Here is an 18,165-nt window from a genome sequence, read left to right as displayed (position 1 = left end):
GTCACGTGTCGATGGCGACCGTGGCCCGGTAGTCCTGCAGCGCAATGGAATCCTGTGGCGACTGCGGATAGGGATCGAGCGCACGCAACGTGACAGCGTGTGCGCCCACCCGAGCTGTCGGCCCCGTCGCATCCGAGGCGGGGTAGGTGCTCAGCTCGACGGTCTGCGGAGGCGTGCCGTCGGATTCGACGACGAGTGCGATGCGCGCCTGCCCCGCCCAGACGCAGTCGACCAGCGCGGGGCAGCGGGAGTCCTCGAGCACTCGGTCGAAGCGGACGGTCACCGCCGAACCCGCCACACTCGCCTGCTGCCCGCCGGCCAGCACGAGCACGGGCTCCGCTGCGGCAGTGCCTCCCGTGGCCAACGCCAGAGTGGTTGCGGCGCAGACAATCACGCACCCTCTCACGTCGGCACCTCCCAGGTGTGCACCGGATCGTTGGAGTGCATCCGTTCGCAGTACAGGCGCAGCATCTCGGCCAGCGCCGCCGGCCGGCTCATGCCCCGCCCCTGCAGCGCCGCCACCGCGGCGGTCTGCCACACCGCGCCGTTGCGGCCCGACTTCGCGCGGCCCTCGATCACCCCGAGGTAGCGGTCGCGCACCTCGGCGGCCACCTCCCAGCGGCGCAGCCCCTCGTCGGCCAACGGCAGCAGGTGCCGCAGGACCAACTCGTCGGGGGTGACCTCGCCTGCACCCGGCCAGTACAGGCGGGCGTCGAGGCCGTATTGGGCGGCCGCCTCGAAATTCGCCTGCGCCGTCGCGAAACTCAGCTTGGTCCACAGCGGGCGGTCCTCCTCGGACAGCGCCCGCAGCGCGCCGTAGTAGAACGCCGCGTTGGCCATCATGTCGACCACCGTCGGTCCCGCCGGCAGAACGCGGTTCTCCACCCGCAGGTGCGGCCGGCCGGCCACCACGTCGTACACCGGCCGGTTCCAGCGGTAGATGGTGCCGTTGTGCAGCCGCAGCTCCGACAGCGTCGGTGTCCTGCCGGCGGCGAGTTCTGCGACCGGATCCTCGTCGGACAGTTCGGGCAGCAGCGACGGGAAGTACCGCACGTTCTCCTCGAACAGATCGAAGATCGACGTGATCCAGCGTTCCCCGAACCACACCCGCGGCCGCACCCCCTGCGTCTTCAACTCGTCGGGGCGGGTGTCGGTGGCCTGGGTGAACAGCTCGATGCGCGTTTCGGCCCACAACCGGTGGCCGAAGAAATACGGCGAGTTGGCGCCCAGCGCGAGCTGCGGCCCGGCCAGCACCTGGGCGGCGTTCCAGTTGTTCGCGAAGTCACCCGGTGACACCTGCAGGTGCAATTGCATGCTGGTGCAGGCAGATTCGGGCGCGATCGAGGCGGTCTGCAGGCTCAGCCGTTCGGGACCGTGGATGTCGATGTCGATGTCCTCACCGCGGGCGGTGAAGATCGAGTCGTTGAGCGCCTGATAGCGGGTCGACTCACTCATCCAGTGCCCGGACAGATGCTGGGGCATCAGCGTCGGCAGGATGCCGACCATCACGATGTGCGAACCGTCGCTGTTGGCCTTGGCCTCCGCGGCGTTCAGGCTGGCCCGCACCTCGCCCTCCAGGTCGAGCGCGGCCCGCCCGGGGAGCCGTCGCGGTGGCACGTTGAACTCGATGTTGTAGGCGCCGAGCTCGGTCTGATAGGCGGGATCGGCGATCGCCGCGAGCACCTCGGAGTTGTTCATCGCCGGCTGATAGTCACTGTCGACCAGATTGCACTCGATTTCCATGCCGGTCAGCGGCTTCTCGAAGTCGAAGCTGGACTGCGCCAGCATCGTCTCGAACACATCGAGGCATAGCTGCACCTTGCGCCGGTACTCGCGGCGGTGCTCGCGAGTGAACTCGGTCTGCGTCAGTTCCTCGCCCACGACAGCCATTCAACGCCATCGCCGGCGATCGGGCGGGACAGTTGGCCGGTAAGGGGCTCAGCCTGCCGAGGGTCCCCGCGTCGCCAGCATCACCTGCGGGCTGAGGCACCCGCCGCGCAACTCGACCCGCATCGCGGGGTCGGCGTGGCGGGCCAGCGCGCGCAGCGCCGACGGGCTGTAGGCACGCAGCGAGCTGATGACGCCGTCGTGGGCGAACGGCAGGAACGGCGCCAGCGGCAGCATCGTGGCCAGCCGGGCCAGATGCAGCAGCGCAGGAGGGCGGGGCAGATCGATGATCAGCAGCGTGGTGGCCACCCGGGTGCCCTCGGCGAGGACCCTGGCCGCGGCCGCCGGGGGCAGATGGTGGAACGACAGCGCGAACACCGCGAGGTCGAACTCGCCGTCGGCGGGGTCGAGCGAGGTGGCGTCCATCTGCGCCACGGTGGCGCGGGGATGGTCCCCTAGTTCGGCGGCGATGGCCGCCACGGATTCGGGTTCGACGTCGGTGACGGTGACGCGGGCCGACGGATGCCACTCGAGAAGCCGGCGTGACAGTGCGCCGTGACCGGCACCCAGCTCGAGAATCCGCGGATCGGGAACGTCGGCGACCTGCTCGAGCGCCAGCGTGGCGAACCGGTCGTGGTTGCCGAACACGTCACCGGTCCAGTTCAGCGCGCGGATCACACTGCGCTTGACCTTCGGGTCGACGTCGTCGCGGTCCAGGTACTCCTGGCGTTCGGTCTCCAGCAGACGGTCCAGGCAGGAGGCCTTCGGACCGCCGCGAGGCATGTCCGCGAGCTGTGCCGCATCGGTGACGGTGTTCAGGGCCCCACCTGGAACGGCACGATCGGCGGCAGGCCACCGCCGGGCATGGTGAACAGCTGGGGGATCTGCGGACGCTCCGTCGGAACCTTGGCGCCGTCGCGGTACACGAGCGTGCCTGTGTAGACGCCGTTGTCGTAATCGTCGTAGTAGAAGCTGCCCTCGACGATGTACTGGCATTCGGCGCGGGTGGCGGAGACGGGGACGAAGACGCCGCCGAAGTCGGGAGACTCGCATCCGGCCCGCGGGTCCGCGGGTGGGGGAGCGGGCTGGGCGAGCGCGGGTCCGCTGAGAAGAAGCGGTGCGGCCACGAACGCGGCGGCCACCGCGAGCCTGCAGCGTCGAGTGTTGATGAGCGGCACCTTTCCGTCGCGCCTTCGCGCACTCTAGCGCGACCCGGCCGGGCGGTCGGCCGATCAGCTGGTCTCGTAGTTCATGATGGACCGATGGCCGACTTCGTCGCTGCAATCGACCAGGGCACCACCAGCACGCGGTGCATGATCTTCGACCACGACGGCGCCGAGGTGGGCCGCCACCAACTCGAACACGAGCAGATCCTGCCCCGCGCCGGCTGGGTCGAGCACAACCCCGTCGAGATCTGGGAGCGCACCGGCTCGGTGCTGACGACCGCGCTGAACAAAACGAATCTGGCCGCAGGCGATCTCGCAGCGCTCGGCATCACCAATCAGCGCGAGACGTCGCTGGTGTGGAACCGCAAAACAGGACGCCCGTACCACAACGCGATCGTGTGGCAGGACACCCGCACCGACCGCATCGCCTCGGCGCTGGACCGCGACGAGCGCGGCGACATCATCCGCCGCAAGGCCGGACTGCCGCCTGCCACCTACTTCGCCGGCGGCAAGGTGCAGTGGATTCTCGACAACGTCGACGGGGTGCGCGCCGACGCCGAGAAGGGCGACGCGATCTTCGGCACCACCGACACGTGGGTGCTGTGGAACCTCACCGGAGGGCACCGCGGCGGCGTGCACGTCACCGACGTGACCAACGCCAGCCGCACCATGCTGATGAACCTGGAAACCCTGGACTGGGACGACGAATTGCTGTCGTTCTTCGACATTCCGCGTCAGATGCTGCCCGAGATCCGACCGTCATCGGTCACCGAACCGTTCGGTACGACACTGGACACCGGCCCGGCCGACGGCGAGATCCCGATCACCGGAATCCTGGGTGACCAGCAGGCGGCGATGGTCGGTCAGGTCTGTCTCTCCGAAGGCGAGGCCAAGAACACCTACGGCACAGGCAATTTCCTGCTTCTCAACACCGGCGAGAAGATCGTGCGCTCCGACAACGGCCTGCTGACCACGGTCTGCTACCAGTTCGCATCCAAAGACGGGAGTCCAGCGAAACCCGTGTACGCACTGGAGGGTTCGATCGCGGTCACCGGCTCGGCCGTGCAGTGGCTGCGCGACCAGCTCGGCATCATCAGTGGCGCGTCGCAGAGCGAGTCGCTCGCGCGTCAGGTCTCCGACAACGGCGGCGTGTACTTCGTCCCGGCTTTCTCGGGTCTCTTTGCGCCGTACTGGCGTTCGGATGCCCGCGGCGCCATCGTCGGGCTCTCCCGCTACAACACCAACGCCCACGTGGCCCGCGCGACGCTCGAGGCGATCTGCTACCAGAGCCGCGACGTCGTCGACGCGATGGAGGCCGATTCCGGCGTGCACCTCGAGGTGCTCAAGGTCGACGGCGGCATCACCGCCAACGACCTGTGCATGCAGATCCAGGCCGATGTGCTCGGCGTCGACGTCGTCAAGCCGGTGGTCGCCGAGACCACCGCGCTGGGCGCGGCCTACGCCGCCGGTCTGGGCGTCGGATTCTGGGACGGCGCCGACGACCTGCGCGCGAATTGGCAAGAAGACAAACGTTGGTCGCCGGACTGGTCCGAGGAACAGCGCGCCGAGGGATACGCGGGCTGGCAGAAAGCGGTGTCCCGCACGCTGGACTGGGTCGACGTCGACTGAGCCGGGCCTAGTTGTCGCCGGCGGCGACCAGCGACCGCAGCATCACCGTCGGGTTCTCCCGCGCCACGTTCTCCAGCCGCCACTTCGTCGAGAACACCGCAAGCAGCACGCCGTCGGTGCGGGTCAACACCTCGACCGAGGCCAGCTTCGACAGCACCTCGGCGCCGTCGGCGTCGGTGATCCGGGCGACGGTGTAGGGCAACGATTCCAAGGTGATCGCGGCGCCGAACTCACCGGCCATCCGGTGGCTGGCCACCTCGAACTGCATGGGCCCGACCGCCGCCAGCACCGGCGCCTGCTCACCGCGCCGATCGGAGCGCAGCACCTGCACCACGCCTTCCTGGTCCAGCTGCTCGATGCCTTTGCGGAACTGCTTGTGCTTACTCGGATCCTTGCCCCGCGCCACCGCGAAGTACTCGGGCGAGAAGCTCGGAATCGGCGGATACGTCACGGGCACATCGGAATACAACGTGTCACCCGGGCGCAGCGCTTGTGCGTTCGCCAACCCGATGACGTCACCAGGCCACGCGGTGTCCAGCGTGGAGCGCTGCTGACCGAACACGGTCTGCGCGTACTTGGTCACGAACGGCTTGCCCGTCGCCGCATGGGTCAGCACGTCACCGCGCTCGAAGGTGCCCGAACACACTCGCGCATAAGCGATCCGGTCGCGGTGCGCCGAGTCCATGCCGGCCTGCACCTTGAACACGAACGCGCTGAACGGTGCCGTCGCCTCGCGCCGGTTGCCGTCGGCGTCGACTGCGCCCGACGGAGGCGGAGCCAGCTCGGCGAGCACGTCGAGCAGCTGGTTCACCCCGAAGTTGAGCGCCGCGGAGGTGAACAGCACCGGGCTCGACGTGCAGTCACGGAACGTCTCCGGATCGAAATCGCCGTCGTCGGCGCTGAGCAACTCCGATTCCTCGACCGCGGTGTCCCAGTCGACGCCCGCGGCGTCGTGCGCCTTGTCGGGGTCGATGTGCTCCTCGGGGGCCGCGGTGGCGCCACCGGCGGTGCGGGTGAAGCGTATGTATTTTCCGGTCCGCCGATCCAGCACACCCTTGAAATCGCCGGCGATACCGACCGGCCACGTCAGCGGCGTCGGTTTGAGCCCGATACGCGTCTGGATCTCGTCGATCAGTTCCAGTGCGTAGCGGCCCGGACGGTCCCACTTGTTGATCACCGTGATGATCGGGATGCGGCGATGCCGGCACACCTGAAACAGCTTGAGAGTCTGCGGTTCCAGACCCTTCGCCGCGTCGATCAGCATGACCGCCGAGTCGACCGCGGTCAGCACGCGGTAGGTGTCCTCGGAGAAGTCGGCGTGACCCGGGGTGTCGAGAAGATTGATCACACAGGTGTTGCCGACCTTCGTGACGTACGGGAACTGCAGCGCCGTCGACGTGATCGAGATGCCGCGCGCCTTCTCCATCTCCATCCAGTCCGAGACGGTGGAACGGCGACCCGCCTTGCCGTGGATGGCGCCGGCCTCGGTGATGGCCTTGGCGTGCAGCACCAACGCCTCGGTGAGAGTGGACTTGCCGGCGTCGGGATGACTGATGACGGCGAAGGTCCGTCTGCGCTGCGCCTCGGCCGACAACTGATCGGGCCGGGACCCGGCGGTACTTGTCGTCATGATGACGTCAATGGTATTGCCGCCGGCGGCGAAACGAAGAATCGCTGGTCGCGGCTAGGCGGCTGCGTCGAGGGCCTGCTTGGTCTCCTCGTCGAGCTCAATCTCGGCGACCGCGGTGTTCTCCTCCAGGTGCGCCACCGATGACGTGCCCGGGATCAGCAGCACGTTCGGTGCCACCGTCAGCGTCCAGGCCAGCGCGATCTGCGCCGGTGTGCGCCCGAGCTTCTCCGCCTCGGCCCGCACCGCGGGATGCCCCAGAACCGGGTTGTCCGCCGCGAACGCCGATCCCAGCGGGAAGAACGGCACGAACGAGATGCCGTGTTCGTCGCACAGCTCCAGAACCGACTGGGACCTGCGGTCGACCAGGTTGTAGGCGTTCTGCACCGTGACGATCTCGGTCTTGTCCAGCGCGATGCGCAGATGCTCCTCCGATGCGCTGCTCAACCCGATGCCTTCGATCAGCCCCTCGTCGCGGGCGGCGATCATCGCGTCGAGTTGGCGGGGGAACAGCTCGGCGTCGACGGGCCCGACGCTGTTGGGGTCACCCGAGTGGATACGCAGGTTGACCGCGGCGATGCGGTCCGTGCCCAGCGTCTCGAGATTCTGCTCGATGTCGGCACGCAGCTCGTCGGGCTGCTGGGCGGGATTCCAATTGCCCTGCTCGTCGCGGCGCGCGCCGACCTTGCTGACCAGGGCCAGGTTCTCTGGGTAGGGGTGAAGCGCCTCGCGAATCAGCTCGTTGGCGACGTTCGGCCCGTAGAACTGGGCGGTGTCGATGTGGTTGATACCCAGCTCGAGCGCCCTCTTCAGAACTGCGATGGCCTGGTCGTGGTCGCGGGGCGGACCCATCACGCCCGGTCCGGGCAGCTGCATCGCGCCGAATCCGACGCGTCCGACGACGTGGTTGGCCAGGCTGAAAGTCTGCATGGTCACTAGTGACGCAGAACCGGCGCGGTTTCATCCCCGAATCGGAGAAGAAACCGCGCCGGGTCGGCTACTCAGTCCTCGCCGAGGACCTGATAGATCTCGCGTCGCGCGGTGTTGACGATCTCGACGATGCGTTGCTGCTGCTCACTGGTGGCGGCGTGCGCGGACTGCGCGATCGCCCCCATCAGCTGGCCCACGGCGGTGCGCAGGCCCATCGCGGCGGGATCGGCGCCCGAGGTGATCTCGTCCCACGGCGGGGTCTCGATCTTCTCCGCGGCGGCGCGGCCCTCGTCGGTCAGCTCGAACAGTTTCTTGCTGCCCTCGGATTCGGTGGCCACCAGCAGGCCCTCGTCGACGAGCAGCTGCAGCGTGGGATACACCGAGCCGGGGCTCGGCTTCCACAGCTGCTGGCTGCGGGCATCGATCTCCTGGATCATCTCGTAGCCGTGCATCGGCCGCTCTGCCAGCAGGGCGAGAATCGCCGCGCGCACGTCGCCGCGTCGGCCGCGGCCTCCGCCACGCCGTCCGCCGCCGCGTCCGCCGGCACCGAAGCCGAACGGACCGGGGCCGAACCCGGGTCCGAACCCGGGAATGCCGGGTCCGCCCGGTGCGAACGGGCCAAATCCGAAACCGGCCTGGCCGCGGTGCTCGCGCAGGTCATCGCGGAATTCACGTCGTGCATGACGCCGCTGCTCGTGCAGGGCGCGCCGGTCCTGAGGGCCGTGCTGGCCGGGGTGCCCAGGTTGGCCGGGAAAGCCGAATCCGAAGCCGTGCTCAGGTGGGGTGAATGGGGTGTTCATGGTCATGTCCTTACGTTGTGGGAAGAAGCGCTGTGGTGCGCTCCGATGCATTGACGATATATCGAAAACTATCGTGATGCAACGTTCAATTTCCGGGCGGGGTGCCAGGCTGGTGTGATGACCGACACCGACGCCGAGCCCGCGTCCCCACCTGTCGACCCGTTCCGCATCGGCAACTACGCGCCCGTGCCCGACGAACTCACCGCGTTCGACCTGCCCGTCGACGGCGCGATTCCCGCCGTCCTGTCGGGGTGGTACCTGCGCAACGGCCCCAACCCTCGGACAGACGGCGGGCACTGGTTCACCGGGGACGGAATGGTCCACGGCGTACGCATCGAGGGCGGGCGGGCAGCGTGGTACCGCAACCGGTGGGTGCGCACCGACAGCTTCGACGAGCCATTCGGTGTGTACAACAATGACGGCACTCGCAACCTGCGCTCCAGCGTCGCGAACACCCACATCGTCAACCACGCCGGAAGAACCCTGGCACTCGTGGAATCCTCACTGCCGTACGAGATCAGCACCGAGCTGGAGACCATCGGTGCCTACGACTTCGGCGGCAAGCTCGTCGACGCGATGACCGCTCACCCCAAGATCTGCCCGACCACCGGCGAACTGCACTTCTTCGGATACGGAAACCTGCTCGGCCCCAACGTGACCTATCACCGCGCCGACGCCTCCGGTGAGCTGGTTATCAACCGCCCCGTCGACGTACCCGCGATGACGATGATGCACGACTTCGCGCTGACCGCGAATCATGTTGTGTTCATGGACCTTCCCGTGGTCTTCAATCTCGAGGCCGCGATGCGTGGCAGCATGCCGTTCCGATGGGACGACGGCTACGGAGCCCGGTTGGGGGTGCTGCGCCGTGCGGATCCGTTCGGCGAGGTGCGATGGTTCGACATCGACCCGTGCTACGTGTTCCACGTCGTCAACGCCCACGACACCGACGACGGCTTGGTCCTGCAGGCGGTGCGCTATCCCGAACTGTGGCGCGAGGACAGCGATTTCGGACCGAAGGCCGTGATGTGGACATGGACGATCGACATGCGGAGAGGGGCCGTCACCGAAGCGCAGCTCGACGACAGGGAGGTGGAGTTCCCGAGGATCGACGATCGCCTGGCGACGCTGCCGGCCCGGTACTCGGTGTCGGTCGCCGGCTCGAGCCTGATCCGTCACGACCTCGTTTCCGGCGCCGCGCAGGAACACCGCTTCGGCACGGCGACCTCACCCGGCGGCCCCGGTGAAGCGGTGTTCGTACCCGCCGACGGTCCCGCCGACGAGAGCAGCGGCTGGTACCTCGCCTACGTCTACGACCCTGCGCGCGACGGCAGCGATCTCGTGATCATCGACGCAGCCGACTTCACCGGCCCACCCGTCGCCAGAATCGCTCTCCCGCAACGTGTTCCCTACGGATTCCACGGCAACTGGATTCCCGACTGATCACGCGGTCGCGCTCCGGTGCGCGTGCGGGCTGATGCCGTACGTCCGCTTGAACGCCGTGCTGAGCGCGAACGGGCTGCCGTACCCCACCTGGCGGGCCACCGCCGCCACCGTGGCGCCGGAGCGCAGCAGATCGGCGGCCAGCGCGAGCCGCCACCCGGTCAGGAAGGCGATCGGCGGCTCGCCGACCAGATCGGTGAACCGACGGGCGAACGCGGCCCGCGAACACCCGACCGCGGCGGCCAGCAGCTCGACCGTCCACGGATGAGAAGGGTTGCGGTACATCAGTTTCAGCGCGGGCCCGATCAGCCCGTCGTGCTCGGCGCGCCACCACGTCGGGGCGGCACCGTCGGTGTCGAACCAGCTGCGGATCGCGGTGATCAGCAGCAGATCCAGCAGCCGGTCCAGGTACGACTCCTGGCCGGGACCGTCGCGCCCGGCCTCCTCGGACAGCAACGCGACCAGCGACGCGTCGGCCGGCATCACGGCCACCGCGGGGAGCGCGTCGAGCAGCCGGGCGCCGACCGTGCTGTACCCCTCGTAGGCGCCGATCACCGATCGGCAGGAGCCGGTGCTGCTGTTGCCCCACGTGCGCACGCCCAGGGCCATCTCGAAACGCAGATCGTCCCCGGACACCGTCGTGCAGCGCTGACCGGGATGGATCACGATCATCGGCGGAGTGCCGGCGTCGTCGGCGAACACGTAGGGCTCAGTGCCGCGGGTGAGCGCGAGCTGGCCGGCCGCCAGCTCGATCGGCTGCCCGTCGACGGGGACGATGACGGCAGCCCCGTGCGTCTGGCAGATGACGGTCAACGGCGCCTCGTCGCACACGCGCATCGACCAGGGCGGGTCCAGCCGCATCCGAAGGACGAACGCACCGCGGGCGCGGATGCCGTCGAGCAGGCCGGCGAGAGCATCCATGGCCGCAGCGTAGACGCTCGATGATGTCCGCGCGTGTTTCAGCTATGGATCGTCTTCAACCGGACGTGTGGACTGGGGCCATGACCAGCAGCGCCCTGACCGTCGTCTCGTCCGCCTCCGCGGTGGCCAGCGCCGCCGCGGGCGGCATGATGTTCGTCTTCTCGACCTTCGTGATGGCCGGCCTCGACCGGTCCGGCCCGCAGACCGCCATCGCGGCGATGCGCGGAATCAATGCCACGGCGCAAACCAACGGGGTCTTCTTACTCGCGTATTTCGGCGCCGCGCTGCTGGCCGTCGCGATGGGGGTGATGGCGGTGGTCGCCTCGCCGCCCGGACGGGGATGGCTCGTCGCCGGCGCCGTGCTCGGGGTGGCGGGCGCGGTTGTCACCGTGGTGGCCAACGTGCCGTTGAACGACGGGCTCGACGCAGCCGCCGCCACGCCGGACGTCTGGCAGGCCTACCTCGCGAGCTGGACCTCGTGGAACCACGTGCGGACGGTCACCAGCCTGGTGGCCGCGGCGCTGACGATGATCGGCGTTGTTGGTCAGTAAGCGGGCGGCTGCAAGCGCTGCACGGCCCGGCGGTGACGCTCGGCGAGCACCGCGGCGAGCACCTGGCCGGCCGGAGTGCCCGGCGGAGGAGGCGGAGTGATCTGCGCGACCACCTCACCGGTGATGCGGCCTGCCATCTCGTCGCGCACCCGGGGATCGAGCTGGTGTGCCCGGCTCAGGTACTGCCGTGCCAGCTCGACGGTGTCGGGCCGCAGGGCTGACAGCTCAAGCGCTGCCGCCCAGGGGGCGAGCTGCGGCGGCATCATCGGAGGCGGCGCCATCCGCGGCCCGCGTTCGGTGATCACGACCGTGCCGGCGAAGATGTCGCCGATCCGTTTGCCCTGTGGTGAGACCAGACTGCAGATGACGGCGGGCCCGCCGGTCAGCATCCAGATCTCCAGCACGCCAGACAGCGCGCGAAAGAGGGCCTGCCGGAACCGTTCTGGACTGCCGTCATCGGACACCACACGAAGACCCATTGCCATCTTGCCGAGCGACCTACCCCGGGTGGCGGTTTCGAAGATCAGCGGATACCCGACCAGGGCGAGCACCGTGAACACGATGAGCACCGCATCCGAGAGGGCCGAATCCCACTGCGAGAGCGTCAGTGCCCACAGCAGCACACCCAGGACGTAGGCGATCACCACGACCACGACGTCGATCACCGTCGACACGACGCGCACCGGCAACTGGGCGATCTGGATGTCGAGAACGACCGCGTCACCGGTCACCACCGGTTGCTGCGGGCTGGCCATGACGCCACGCTACTAAAGTCGATCGCGTGGATGTCGACGCGTTCGTGCTGGCGCACCGGCCGGCGTGGGATCGTCTCGACCATCTGGTGAAGCGACGCAGGCGGCTCACCGGCGCCGAAGCCGACGAACTGGTGGAGCTCTACCAGCGGGTGTCGACCCACCTGTCGATGGTGCGGTCGTCGTCGGCCGATGCGGTTCTCGTCGGCAAGCTCTCCAGCCTGGTGGCGCGGGCACGGTCGGTGGTCACCGGCGCGCACGCCCCGCTGTGGCGGGAGTTCGTCCGGTTCTGGACGGTGTCCTTCCCCGTCGTCGCGTACCGGACCTGGCGGTGGTGGGCGGGTACCGCGGTCGCGTTCTTCGTCGTGTCGGTGGCGTTGGCGGTGTGGGTGGCCGGCACCCCCGAGGTGCAGGCGACCATCGGCACGCCGAGTGAGATCGACCAGCTGGTCAACACGGAGTTCGCCGCCTACTACAGCGAGCACCCCGCGGCGTCCTTCGCGTTCAGCGTCTGGACGAACAACGCGTGGATCGCCGCGCAGTGCGTGGTGGCGGCGATCCTGCTCGGAATCCCGATTCCGTACATCCTGTTCCAGAATGCGCTCAACTTCGGGGTGCTCGCGGGCGTCATGTTCGGCGCCGGCCGCGGCGACATCTTCCTCGGGCTGATCAGTCCGCACGGGCTGATCGAGTTGACCGCGGTGTTCCTGGCGGCGGCCGCGGGAATGCGGCTGGGCTGGTCGGTGATCTCGCCGGGGGATCGGCCGCGGGGGCAGGTGCTCGCCGAGCAGGGCCGGGCGGTGATCTCGGTGGCTCTGGGGTTGGTGGCCGTGCTGGCGATCGCGGGGCTGATCGAGGCTTTCGTGACGCCGTCGGGGTTGCCGACGTTCGTGAGGATCGCGATCGGCGTGGCCGCCGAGGCCTGCTTCATCGGCTACGTGGTGTATTTCGGCCGTCGCGCAGTACGCCACGGCGAGACCGGGGACATCGAGGACGCCCCCGACTACGTCCCGACGGGCTGACCCCCTACAGGCGGCCGGTGGCCTTCATCGCCAGGTAGTGATCGGCCAGCTCCGGCGCCAGGTCCTCCGGCGCGGCATCCACGACGTCCACGCCGCGGCTGCGCAACCGCGATGCGATGTCGCGCCGCTCACCCCGGGCCCGCTCCGCCGCCGCGGCGTCGTACACCTGCACCGCGTCCGCCCGGCCGGCGGCGAGCGCGTCGACCCGCGGATCGGACACCGCGGCCAGCAGCACCTGATGCTTGGCCGTCAACTGCCCGAGCACACCCATCAGGCCCTCGTCGATCGCAGTGGCGTTCAGATCCGTCAGCAGCACCACCAGCGCGCGGCGCCGCACCCGCCGCAGCACCGCCGCCACCATCGCGCGCGCATCGGACTCCACCAGTGCCGGCTCCAACGGCGCCATCGCCTCGACCAGCTGGGCCAGTAGATCACTGCGCGACGCGTTGAACGCCGCCGCGCGGGTGATTCGGTCGTGTGCGAGGAAGTCGACATGATCGCCCGCACGGGCTGCCAGCGCCGCCAGCAGCAGCGCGGCATCCATCGACCAGTCCAACCGCGGCCAGCCGACCGGTTCGGCCGCCGTGGGATCGACGCCGACCCGTCCCGCCGACGTCCGCCCGGTGTCCAGCACGATCACCACCCGCCGGTCCCGTTCGGGCCGCCACGTGCGCACCACCACATCGGCGCGCCGAGCGGTGGCCCGCCAGTCGATCGAGCGGATGTCGTCGCCGACCACGTACTCCCGCAGCGAGTCGAACTCACTGCCCTGACCGCGAATCAACGCCGGTGTCGCACCGTCGAGTTCGCGAAGCCTCGCCAACCGGGACGGCAGATGCTTGCGCGACAGGAACGGCGGCAGGATGCGGACCTCGCCCTCGACGCGATGCGAACCCTGCCGACCCGCCAAACCCAGCGGGCCGACGGACCGGGCGGTCACCGGGCCGGCCACCTGATCACCGCGCCGGATCGGATTCAGCGTCGTGACCACCGAAACATGCTGCCCAACAGCAAGATCGACGGACTGGGTGCGCGGCGTCGCAGCCGCGCTGGGCGCCCAGGCGTCTCGGACGACCCCTCGGAAGCGCGACCTACCGCGATTGACGACGTGCAGGCTCGTCTCGACCGGCTGGCCCAACCGGGCCGATCGCGCCCCGCCGCGGGTGAACTCCAGCGCGCGCGGGCTGCCGGCCAGCACCACATCGACGAGCACTCCGACGGCCAGCAGCGCCAGCAGGACCACGAATGTCGTTGCCGGAGCAGGGGACAACCCGACCGGTACCGCGCACACCGCGGCGATCAGCCCCGTGCGCCCGGTCAGGATCACCAGCGGGGCACCGGTACGGCCGCGAGAATGCCGTCGAGCACGCCGTCGGTGCTCGCGCCCTCCAACTCGGCCTCCGGGCGCAGCGCCACCCGATGCCGCAGCGTCGGCCGGGCCATCGCCTTCACATCGTCGGGGGTGACGTAGTTGCGGCCCGAGAGCCACGCCCAGGACCGCGAGGTGGCCATCAGCGCCGTCGCGCCACGCGGAGACACCCCGAGCTTCAGTGATGGGGAATGCCGTGTGGCGCCAACGATGTCGACGATGTAGCCGAGCACTTCGTCGGCGACGAGCACACGCCGGACCGCCTCGCGGCCGGCCGCCAGCTCGGCCGGCCCCGCCACCGGCCGCACCGCGGACAGGTCACGCGGATCGAAACCGCGAGCATGCCGGTCGAGGATCGCGATCTCCTGATCGCGTGGTGGCAGCGGGATGTCGAGCTTGAGCAAGAAGCGATCCAGCTGAGCCTCGGGCAGTTGGTAGGTGCCCTCGTACTCGATCGGATTCTGGGTGGCCGCGACGATGAACGGGTCGGGCAGCGCCCGGGGATCGCCGTCGACGCTGACCTGACGCTCCTCCATGGCTTCCAGCAGAGCGGCCTGCGTCTTGGGCGGCGTGCGGTTGATCTCATCGGCCAGAAGCAGATTCGTGAACACCGGCCCGGCGCGGAAGGTGAACTCTGCGGTGCGGGCGTCATACACCAGCGAACCGGTGACATCGCCGGGCATCAGGTCCGGGGTGAACTGCACCCGCTTGAACTCCAGCTGCAACGCCGCCGCGAGAGTGCGCACCAGCAGCGTCTTCGCGACGCCCGGTACGCCCTCGAGGAGGACATGGCCGCGGCACAGCAGCGCGACGACGAGGCCGCTGACGACCGCGTCCTGTCCGACGACGACCTTGCCGATCTCGGCGCGCAGGGCCATCAGCGCGGTGCGGGCCCCCTGCTCGGAGTCACCTGGTGTGCTGGGCTGTGTCACGACTGCGCGACCTGCCTTTCGATGTCGTCGAGTGCGCGGGCCAGGGCCACGAGATCGGAGTCGCTCTCCGGCGGCTGCCCGTACAGGATATGGGCGACCGCGTGCGGGTCCTGGCCGCAGCGGTGGGCGGCGGCTGCGACGACGGTCGCCGGCGCGGCGTCGGGTCGCAGACCCAGCCGGGGCATCAGACGCTGACGTGCCGAGGTGCGCAGCGCATCGGCGGCCCGATCACGTGCCCGCCGCGACCGGTACAGCCGACCGCGGCCCTCCACCGTCTCGGAGGCACGCACGACCACCGGCAACGGCTCGGCGACCAGTGGCCCCACCCGTCGGCCCCGCCACAGCGCCACGACTGCGACGGCCACCACGAGCTGGATCACCACCCAGGTGACCTGGTCGGGGATCAGGTCCGTGATGCTGGCGTCGCCCGACGCGCCGGCGCCCTCACCGCGTTGGGGCGCATACCAGATCACCGTGTTGCGGGTGCCGGCCAGATTCATGGCCAACGCGGCGTTGCCCTCGTCGGGCAGAGCGGAGTTCGTCACGAAGCTGGAGTCACCCACCACGGTGACGGTCCGGCCGCCGTCGTCGTAGCGGGCCAGCACACCGCCGTAACAGCGGGTCACCGCGGCGGAGCCGGCCGCCTCGAATGTTTCCGCGGCACCGAACTGCACCGGCCCCGCCCGCTCCGCTTCCCGCAGATCGCATCCCGGTGCCAGGCCGCCGAATTCGGTGGCGTCACCGCTGCGCAGTTCCGGTGCCAGCGCCTCGCGCGTCTTGCCGATCGGCGCGAGCAGCAACCGGTCGCCGGGCAGCGCCGCGAGCCGTCGTAGCTGCTCGTCGTCGTAGAGCCAGAAGGTCTGCCCGGCCACCAGCAGGGTGTCCGGCCGGGCGGCGCGCTCGACGTCCGCGACGGAGTCGGCGACAACCACGTCGATTCCGTTGTCGCGCAACAGGGTGACGAGTGCGCGGGTGCCGTCGGGGGATGTCGACGCGGGTTCCAGCGGCCCGCCGGGGCGGGGGGCGGTGAGCCAGGTGCTCAGCGTCGCGATCGCGACGATGGCGGCCAACGCGAGCAGGACCCACCGCCAGGTCTTCCACCGCTGCCCCAACGTGGGGCCGATCGCGGTGGTCATCGCACCGGGGCCCACGGGAGTTGAGTCGAGGAGGTTTCCGAGGCGGAACCCGCCCGCGCTCGCCCGCCCAGGGCGTCGTCGAGGGCCCTCACCATCTCGTACCGCTCTTCGGTGCCGTCCACGCCGCCGTAGCTGACATCGTTGAACGCTGCTGCGGCAGAGTCGAAGTGAGACGCGAGCTCGGGCATCGTCCGGCCGGCGTCAACGGCCAGCTCGGTCGCCGTGCGGCCAGGCGCCGCGCCGAGCACCTCGTCTTCTTCGAGTTGGCGGGCCACGGCGCGCAGCCGGTGCTGGATCGCCGGCGTCCAGTCCCCCTGCGCCGCATGGCGTTGCGCGGCCGCCCGATGCTCGGCGGCGCTGAGGAGGTGGCCGGCGAACAGCTCGTCGACCGATCCAGTTCTGCTGCTGCGCATGGCTCGTCGTGCGATCCGAACGACGATCAGGACGACCGCGATGGCGAGCACCACCAGCACGGTGACGGTGACCCAGCCGCCCGGCAGCGACGCCGCGTCGGCGGTGATGCGGTAGAGGAGACGGTCGAGCCAGGCGAGGAACTGGTCGGTCAGCGACGGCCGCGGATAGATGGCCTTGGACAGTTCGTTCTGTGCCGCATCCCGGGCTGCGTCGCGGTCGATGTCGATCGGCGCCACGTCACCGCCGGCCGGTCAGCCACAGGTCATCGGTGGAGTGCGGCGCGGTCGGCGTCTGCACGGCGCCGGTCTGCAGCACCAGATCGAATGCTTCGGCACGGATGCGGCGATCGGTGTACTGCAGCACCACGATTCCCGCGTTGAACGGGCCTGTGATGATCTGGCCGATCGCACCGCCGACGGCGATGACGACCAGTGCGACCATTGCGGCGGACACGCTGCCCCCGGTGGTCAGTAGGACCTGTCCGCCGAAGCTGAACGGGATCGCGACGGCGCCGGCGACCAGCTGGGCGACGAGCATCGCGAGCAGCCGGATACCCAGCACGCGCCAGAAGTCGCCGCGGACCAGTTGGAAGGAGCGGCGCACGGACGACACGATGTCGCGGCGCTCCAGCACGATCGCGGCCGGGGTGAAGGCCAGCACCGTTGCGCCGTAGAGCAGCGCGGCGATGAGTCCCAGTCCCAGCGGTACGGCGATCGCGAAGGCCGCCCATCCGTTGCCCAGTGCCGCGACCACGGCGACGATCGCCACGACGACACCGATCAACACGATCGCGGCGATCGCTTCGAGGACAGTGAAGCCCAGCAAGGCCCACAGGCGCGGCTTCAGCCGCTGCCATGCTTCGGCGATCGTGATGCCGGCGCCGAAGATCGCGCGTCCGATGACGACGGTCAGCAGCCCGCTGAGCAGGATCGTCGACAGCGCGGTGGCGATTCCCGCGGTGAGGCTGGACAGCAGCGACGCGATGCCGGCGCCGGTCTCGAACATGGTGGCGCCGGTCGCGGCGCTGTCGATCGCCTGGTCCACGTCGCCGCTCAGCGCCAGCGGCCACAGCGACAGGATGAGGGCCAGCACCTGCGCCGCGACCACGACGATCGTCGTCAACCCGAGGGTGGCCTTGGGGTTTGCCCTCATGTAGGCGAACGCGCCGTTGAACATGTCCGACAGCGACAACGGGCGCAGGGGCACGATGCCAGGCCGCAGGACCGGCGGGTGACCGTAGCCCGGGGGCCCGAAACCGGGGGGAGGGCCGTACCCGGGGGGCGGTCCGTAGCCAGGTGGGGGCCCGTATCCCGGGGGTGGGCCGTAGCCGGGAGGTGGGCCGTAGCCCGGGGGAGGACCGAACCCGGGGGGTGGTCCGTAGCCAGGAGGCGGGCCGGTGGGAGGGCCCCAGCCGGGGGCCGGTCCGTATCCACCGGCGTCGTGGGTCATGATCACCATCTTGTCGAGCGCGTCGACTCTTGTCGACGCGGCCCCCACCGGGGCGGGCCGTTTCGGCAGGGGCGTCCCGGGTATCCGGCCCGCATGACCCGATTCGGCTACACCCTGATGACTGAGCAGAGTGGACC

18 protein-coding genes are annotated in these 18,165 nt (G+C 69.5%); 4 read left to right on the top strand and 14 right to left on the bottom strand.

Annotated features, from left to right (window positions below; all coding sequences use genetic code 11):
- Position 1: 1 nt before the first annotated feature.
- From PGN37_RS24900 to PGN37_RS24885, 4 genes are read right to left on the bottom strand one after another with little or no spacing between them, the layout of a single operon-like run.
- On the bottom strand, positions 2-406 hold the full coding sequence (locus tag PGN37_RS24900) for a hypothetical protein (RefSeq protein ID WP_335333655.1): 405 nt from the start codon (positions 404-406) through the stop codon (positions 2-4).
- Positions 403-1,890 carry a glutamate--cysteine ligase gene (locus PGN37_RS24895; RefSeq protein ID WP_442933017.1) on the bottom strand — a complete coding sequence of 496 codons (1,488 nt, stop codon included), beginning with the start codon at positions 1,888-1,890 and terminating at the stop codon, positions 403-405. The genes PGN37_RS24900 and PGN37_RS24895 overlap by 4 nt, the downstream gene beginning before the upstream one ends.
- A gap of 48 nt (positions 1,891-1,938) precedes the next feature.
- The gene (locus tag PGN37_RS24890) at positions 1,939-2,670 is read right to left on the bottom strand and encodes a class I SAM-dependent methyltransferase (RefSeq protein ID WP_335333653.1); all 732 of its coding nucleotides are present in this window, start codon (positions 2,668-2,670) and stop codon (positions 1,939-1,941) included.
- A gap of 32 nt (positions 2,671-2,702) precedes the next feature.
- Entirely contained in the window at positions 2,703-3,065 is a 363-nt protein-coding gene (locus PGN37_RS24885; RefSeq protein WP_335333652.1) for a hypothetical protein, read from the bottom strand.
- An 84-nt stretch (positions 3,066-3,149) separates the two neighbouring features.
- On the opposite strand from PGN37_RS24885, the gene glpK reads away from it, so the two are divergent.
- Positions 3,150-4,682, top strand: coding sequence for a glycerol kinase GlpK (glpK, locus tag PGN37_RS24880; protein ID WP_335333651.1), 1,533 nt, complete (start codon positions 3,150-3,152; stop codon positions 4,680-4,682).
- A 7-nt stretch (positions 4,683-4,689) separates the two neighbouring features.
- Here glpK and PGN37_RS24875 read toward each other — a convergent pair whose 3' ends face one another.
- The 3 genes from PGN37_RS24875 to PGN37_RS24865 form a co-directional block, all read right to left on the bottom strand.
- Complete coding sequence (locus tag PGN37_RS24875) at positions 4,690-6,312, bottom strand: peptide chain release factor 3 (RefSeq protein ID WP_335333650.1); 1,623 nt, start codon at positions 6,310-6,312, stop codon at positions 4,690-4,692.
- A gap of 54 nt (positions 6,313-6,366) precedes the next feature.
- On the bottom strand, positions 6,367-7,239 hold the full coding sequence (locus PGN37_RS24870) for an oxidoreductase (protein WP_335333649.1): 873 nt from the start codon (positions 7,237-7,239) through the stop codon (positions 6,367-6,369).
- 71 nt (positions 7,240-7,310) lie between these two features.
- Entirely contained in the window at positions 7,311-8,039 is a 729-nt protein-coding gene (locus PGN37_RS24865) for a PadR family transcriptional regulator (protein ID WP_335333648.1), read from the bottom strand.
- Between the two features lie 117 nt (positions 8,040-8,156).
- On the opposite strand from PGN37_RS24865, the gene PGN37_RS24860 reads away from it, so the two are divergent.
- Positions 8,157-9,482, top strand: coding sequence for a carotenoid oxygenase family protein (locus PGN37_RS24860; RefSeq protein ID WP_335333647.1), 1,326 nt, complete (start codon positions 8,157-8,159; stop codon positions 9,480-9,482).
- Here the strand turns inward: PGN37_RS24860 and PGN37_RS24855 are convergent, their stop codons facing one another.
- Positions 9,483-10,403, bottom strand: coding sequence for an AraC family transcriptional regulator (locus PGN37_RS24855; protein WP_335333646.1), 921 nt, complete (start codon positions 10,401-10,403; stop codon positions 9,483-9,485).
- 80 nt (positions 10,404-10,483) lie between these two features.
- Here PGN37_RS24855 and PGN37_RS24850 point away from each other — a divergent pair, with 80 nt between their 5' ends.
- Positions 10,484-10,954 (top strand): anthrone oxygenase family protein, encoded by a 471-nt coding sequence (locus PGN37_RS24850; RefSeq protein ID WP_335333645.1) that lies wholly within the window; start codon positions 10,484-10,486, stop codon positions 10,952-10,954.
- Here the strand turns inward: PGN37_RS24850 and PGN37_RS24845 are convergent.
- Positions 10,948-11,709 carry an RDD family protein gene (locus tag PGN37_RS24845; protein ID WP_335333644.1) on the bottom strand — a complete coding sequence of 254 codons (762 nt, stop codon included), beginning with the start codon at positions 11,707-11,709 and terminating at the stop codon, positions 10,948-10,950. The two genes, PGN37_RS24850 and PGN37_RS24845, sit on opposite strands and share 7 nt — an antisense overlap.
- A 26-nt stretch (positions 11,710-11,735) precedes the next feature.
- On the opposite strand from PGN37_RS24845, the gene PGN37_RS24840 reads away from it, so the two are divergent.
- Positions 11,736-12,728, top strand: a complete 993-nt coding sequence (locus PGN37_RS24840; RefSeq protein WP_335333643.1) for a stage II sporulation protein M — start codon at positions 11,736-11,738, stop codon at positions 12,726-12,728.
- A gap of 4 nt (positions 12,729-12,732) precedes the next feature.
- Here PGN37_RS24840 and PGN37_RS24835 read toward each other — a convergent pair whose 3' ends face one another.
- The 5 genes from PGN37_RS24835 to PGN37_RS24815 form a co-directional block, all read right to left on the bottom strand.
- The gene (locus PGN37_RS24835) at positions 12,733-14,055 is read right to left on the bottom strand and encodes a DUF58 domain-containing protein (protein ID WP_335333642.1); all 1,323 of its coding nucleotides are present in this window, start codon (positions 14,053-14,055) and stop codon (positions 12,733-12,735) included.
- On the bottom strand, positions 14,052-14,975 hold the full coding sequence (locus PGN37_RS24830) for an AAA family ATPase (protein WP_335333682.1): 924 nt from the start codon (positions 14,973-14,975) through the stop codon (positions 14,052-14,054). Before PGN37_RS24830 ends, PGN37_RS24835 begins: the two co-directional genes overlap by 4 nt.
- A 50-nt stretch (positions 14,976-15,025) precedes the next feature.
- Positions 15,026-16,165: a DUF4350 domain-containing protein gene (locus PGN37_RS24825; RefSeq protein ID WP_335333641.1), complete on the bottom strand. Its 1,140-nt coding sequence runs from the start codon at positions 16,163-16,165 to the stop codon at positions 15,026-15,028.
- Positions 16,162-16,815 carry a DUF4129 domain-containing protein gene (locus tag PGN37_RS24820; RefSeq protein ID WP_335333640.1) on the bottom strand — a complete coding sequence of 218 codons (654 nt, stop codon included), beginning with the start codon at positions 16,813-16,815 and terminating at the stop codon, positions 16,162-16,164. Before PGN37_RS24820 ends, PGN37_RS24825 begins: the two co-directional genes overlap by 4 nt.
- Before the next feature lies 1 nt (position 16,816).
- A partial coding sequence (locus PGN37_RS24815; protein ID WP_335333639.1) for a DUF7847 domain-containing protein occupies positions 16,817-18,165 on the bottom strand: 1,349 nt, incomplete at its 5' end.

The sequence above is a fragment of the Mycobacterium kyogaense genome (assembly GCF_036946525.1).
Classification (GTDB): Bacteria; Actinomycetota; Actinomycetes; order Mycobacteriales; family Mycobacteriaceae; genus Mycobacterium; species Mycobacterium kyogaense_A.
The sequence above is the reverse complement of the archived record's forward strand: the minus strand, read 5'-3'. Positions and strand labels throughout refer to the sequence as shown.

Bases quoted from the DNA above. Each gene is read 5' to 3' on its own strand.
- PGN37_RS24895 (WP_442933017.1), bottom strand. From the start codon at position 1,890: ATGGCTGTCGTGGGCGAGGAACTGACGCAGACCGAGTTCACTCGCGAG.
- PGN37_RS24890 (WP_335333653.1), bottom strand. From the start codon at position 2,670: ATGCCTCGCGGCGGTCCGAAGGCCTCCTGCCTGGACCGTCTGCTGGAG.
- glpK (WP_335333651.1), top strand. From the start codon at position 3,150: ATGGCCGACTTCGTCGCTGCAATCGACCAGGGCACCACCAGCACGCGG.
- PGN37_RS24875 (WP_335333650.1), bottom strand. From the start codon at position 6,312: ATGACGACAAGTACCGCCGGGTCCCGGCCCGATCAGTTGTCGGCCGAG.
- PGN37_RS24870 (WP_335333649.1), bottom strand. From the start codon at position 7,239: ATGCAGACTTTCAGCCTGGCCAACCACGTCGTCGGACGCGTCGGATTC.
- PGN37_RS24865 (WP_335333648.1), bottom strand. From the start codon at position 8,039: ATGAACACCCCATTCACCCCACCTGAGCACGGCTTCGGATTCGGCTTT.
- PGN37_RS24860 (WP_335333647.1), top strand. From the start codon at position 8,157: ATGACCGACACCGACGCCGAGCCCGCGTCCCCACCTGTCGACCCGTTC.
- PGN37_RS24855 (WP_335333646.1), bottom strand. From the start codon at position 10,403: ATGGATGCTCTCGCCGGCCTGCTCGACGGCATCCGCGCCCGCGGTGCG.
- PGN37_RS24850 (WP_335333645.1), top strand. From the start codon at position 10,484: ATGACCAGCAGCGCCCTGACCGTCGTCTCGTCCGCCTCCGCGGTGGCC.
- PGN37_RS24845 (WP_335333644.1), bottom strand. From the start codon at position 11,709: ATGGCCAGCCCGCAGCAACCGGTGGTGACCGGTGACGCGGTCGTTCTC.
- PGN37_RS24830 (WP_335333682.1), bottom strand. From the start codon at position 14,975: ATGGCCCTGCGCGCCGAGATCGGCAAGGTCGTCGTCGGACAGGACGCG.
- PGN37_RS24825 (WP_335333641.1), bottom strand. From the start codon at position 16,165: ATGACCACCGCGATCGGCCCCACGTTGGGGCAGCGGTGGAAGACCTGG.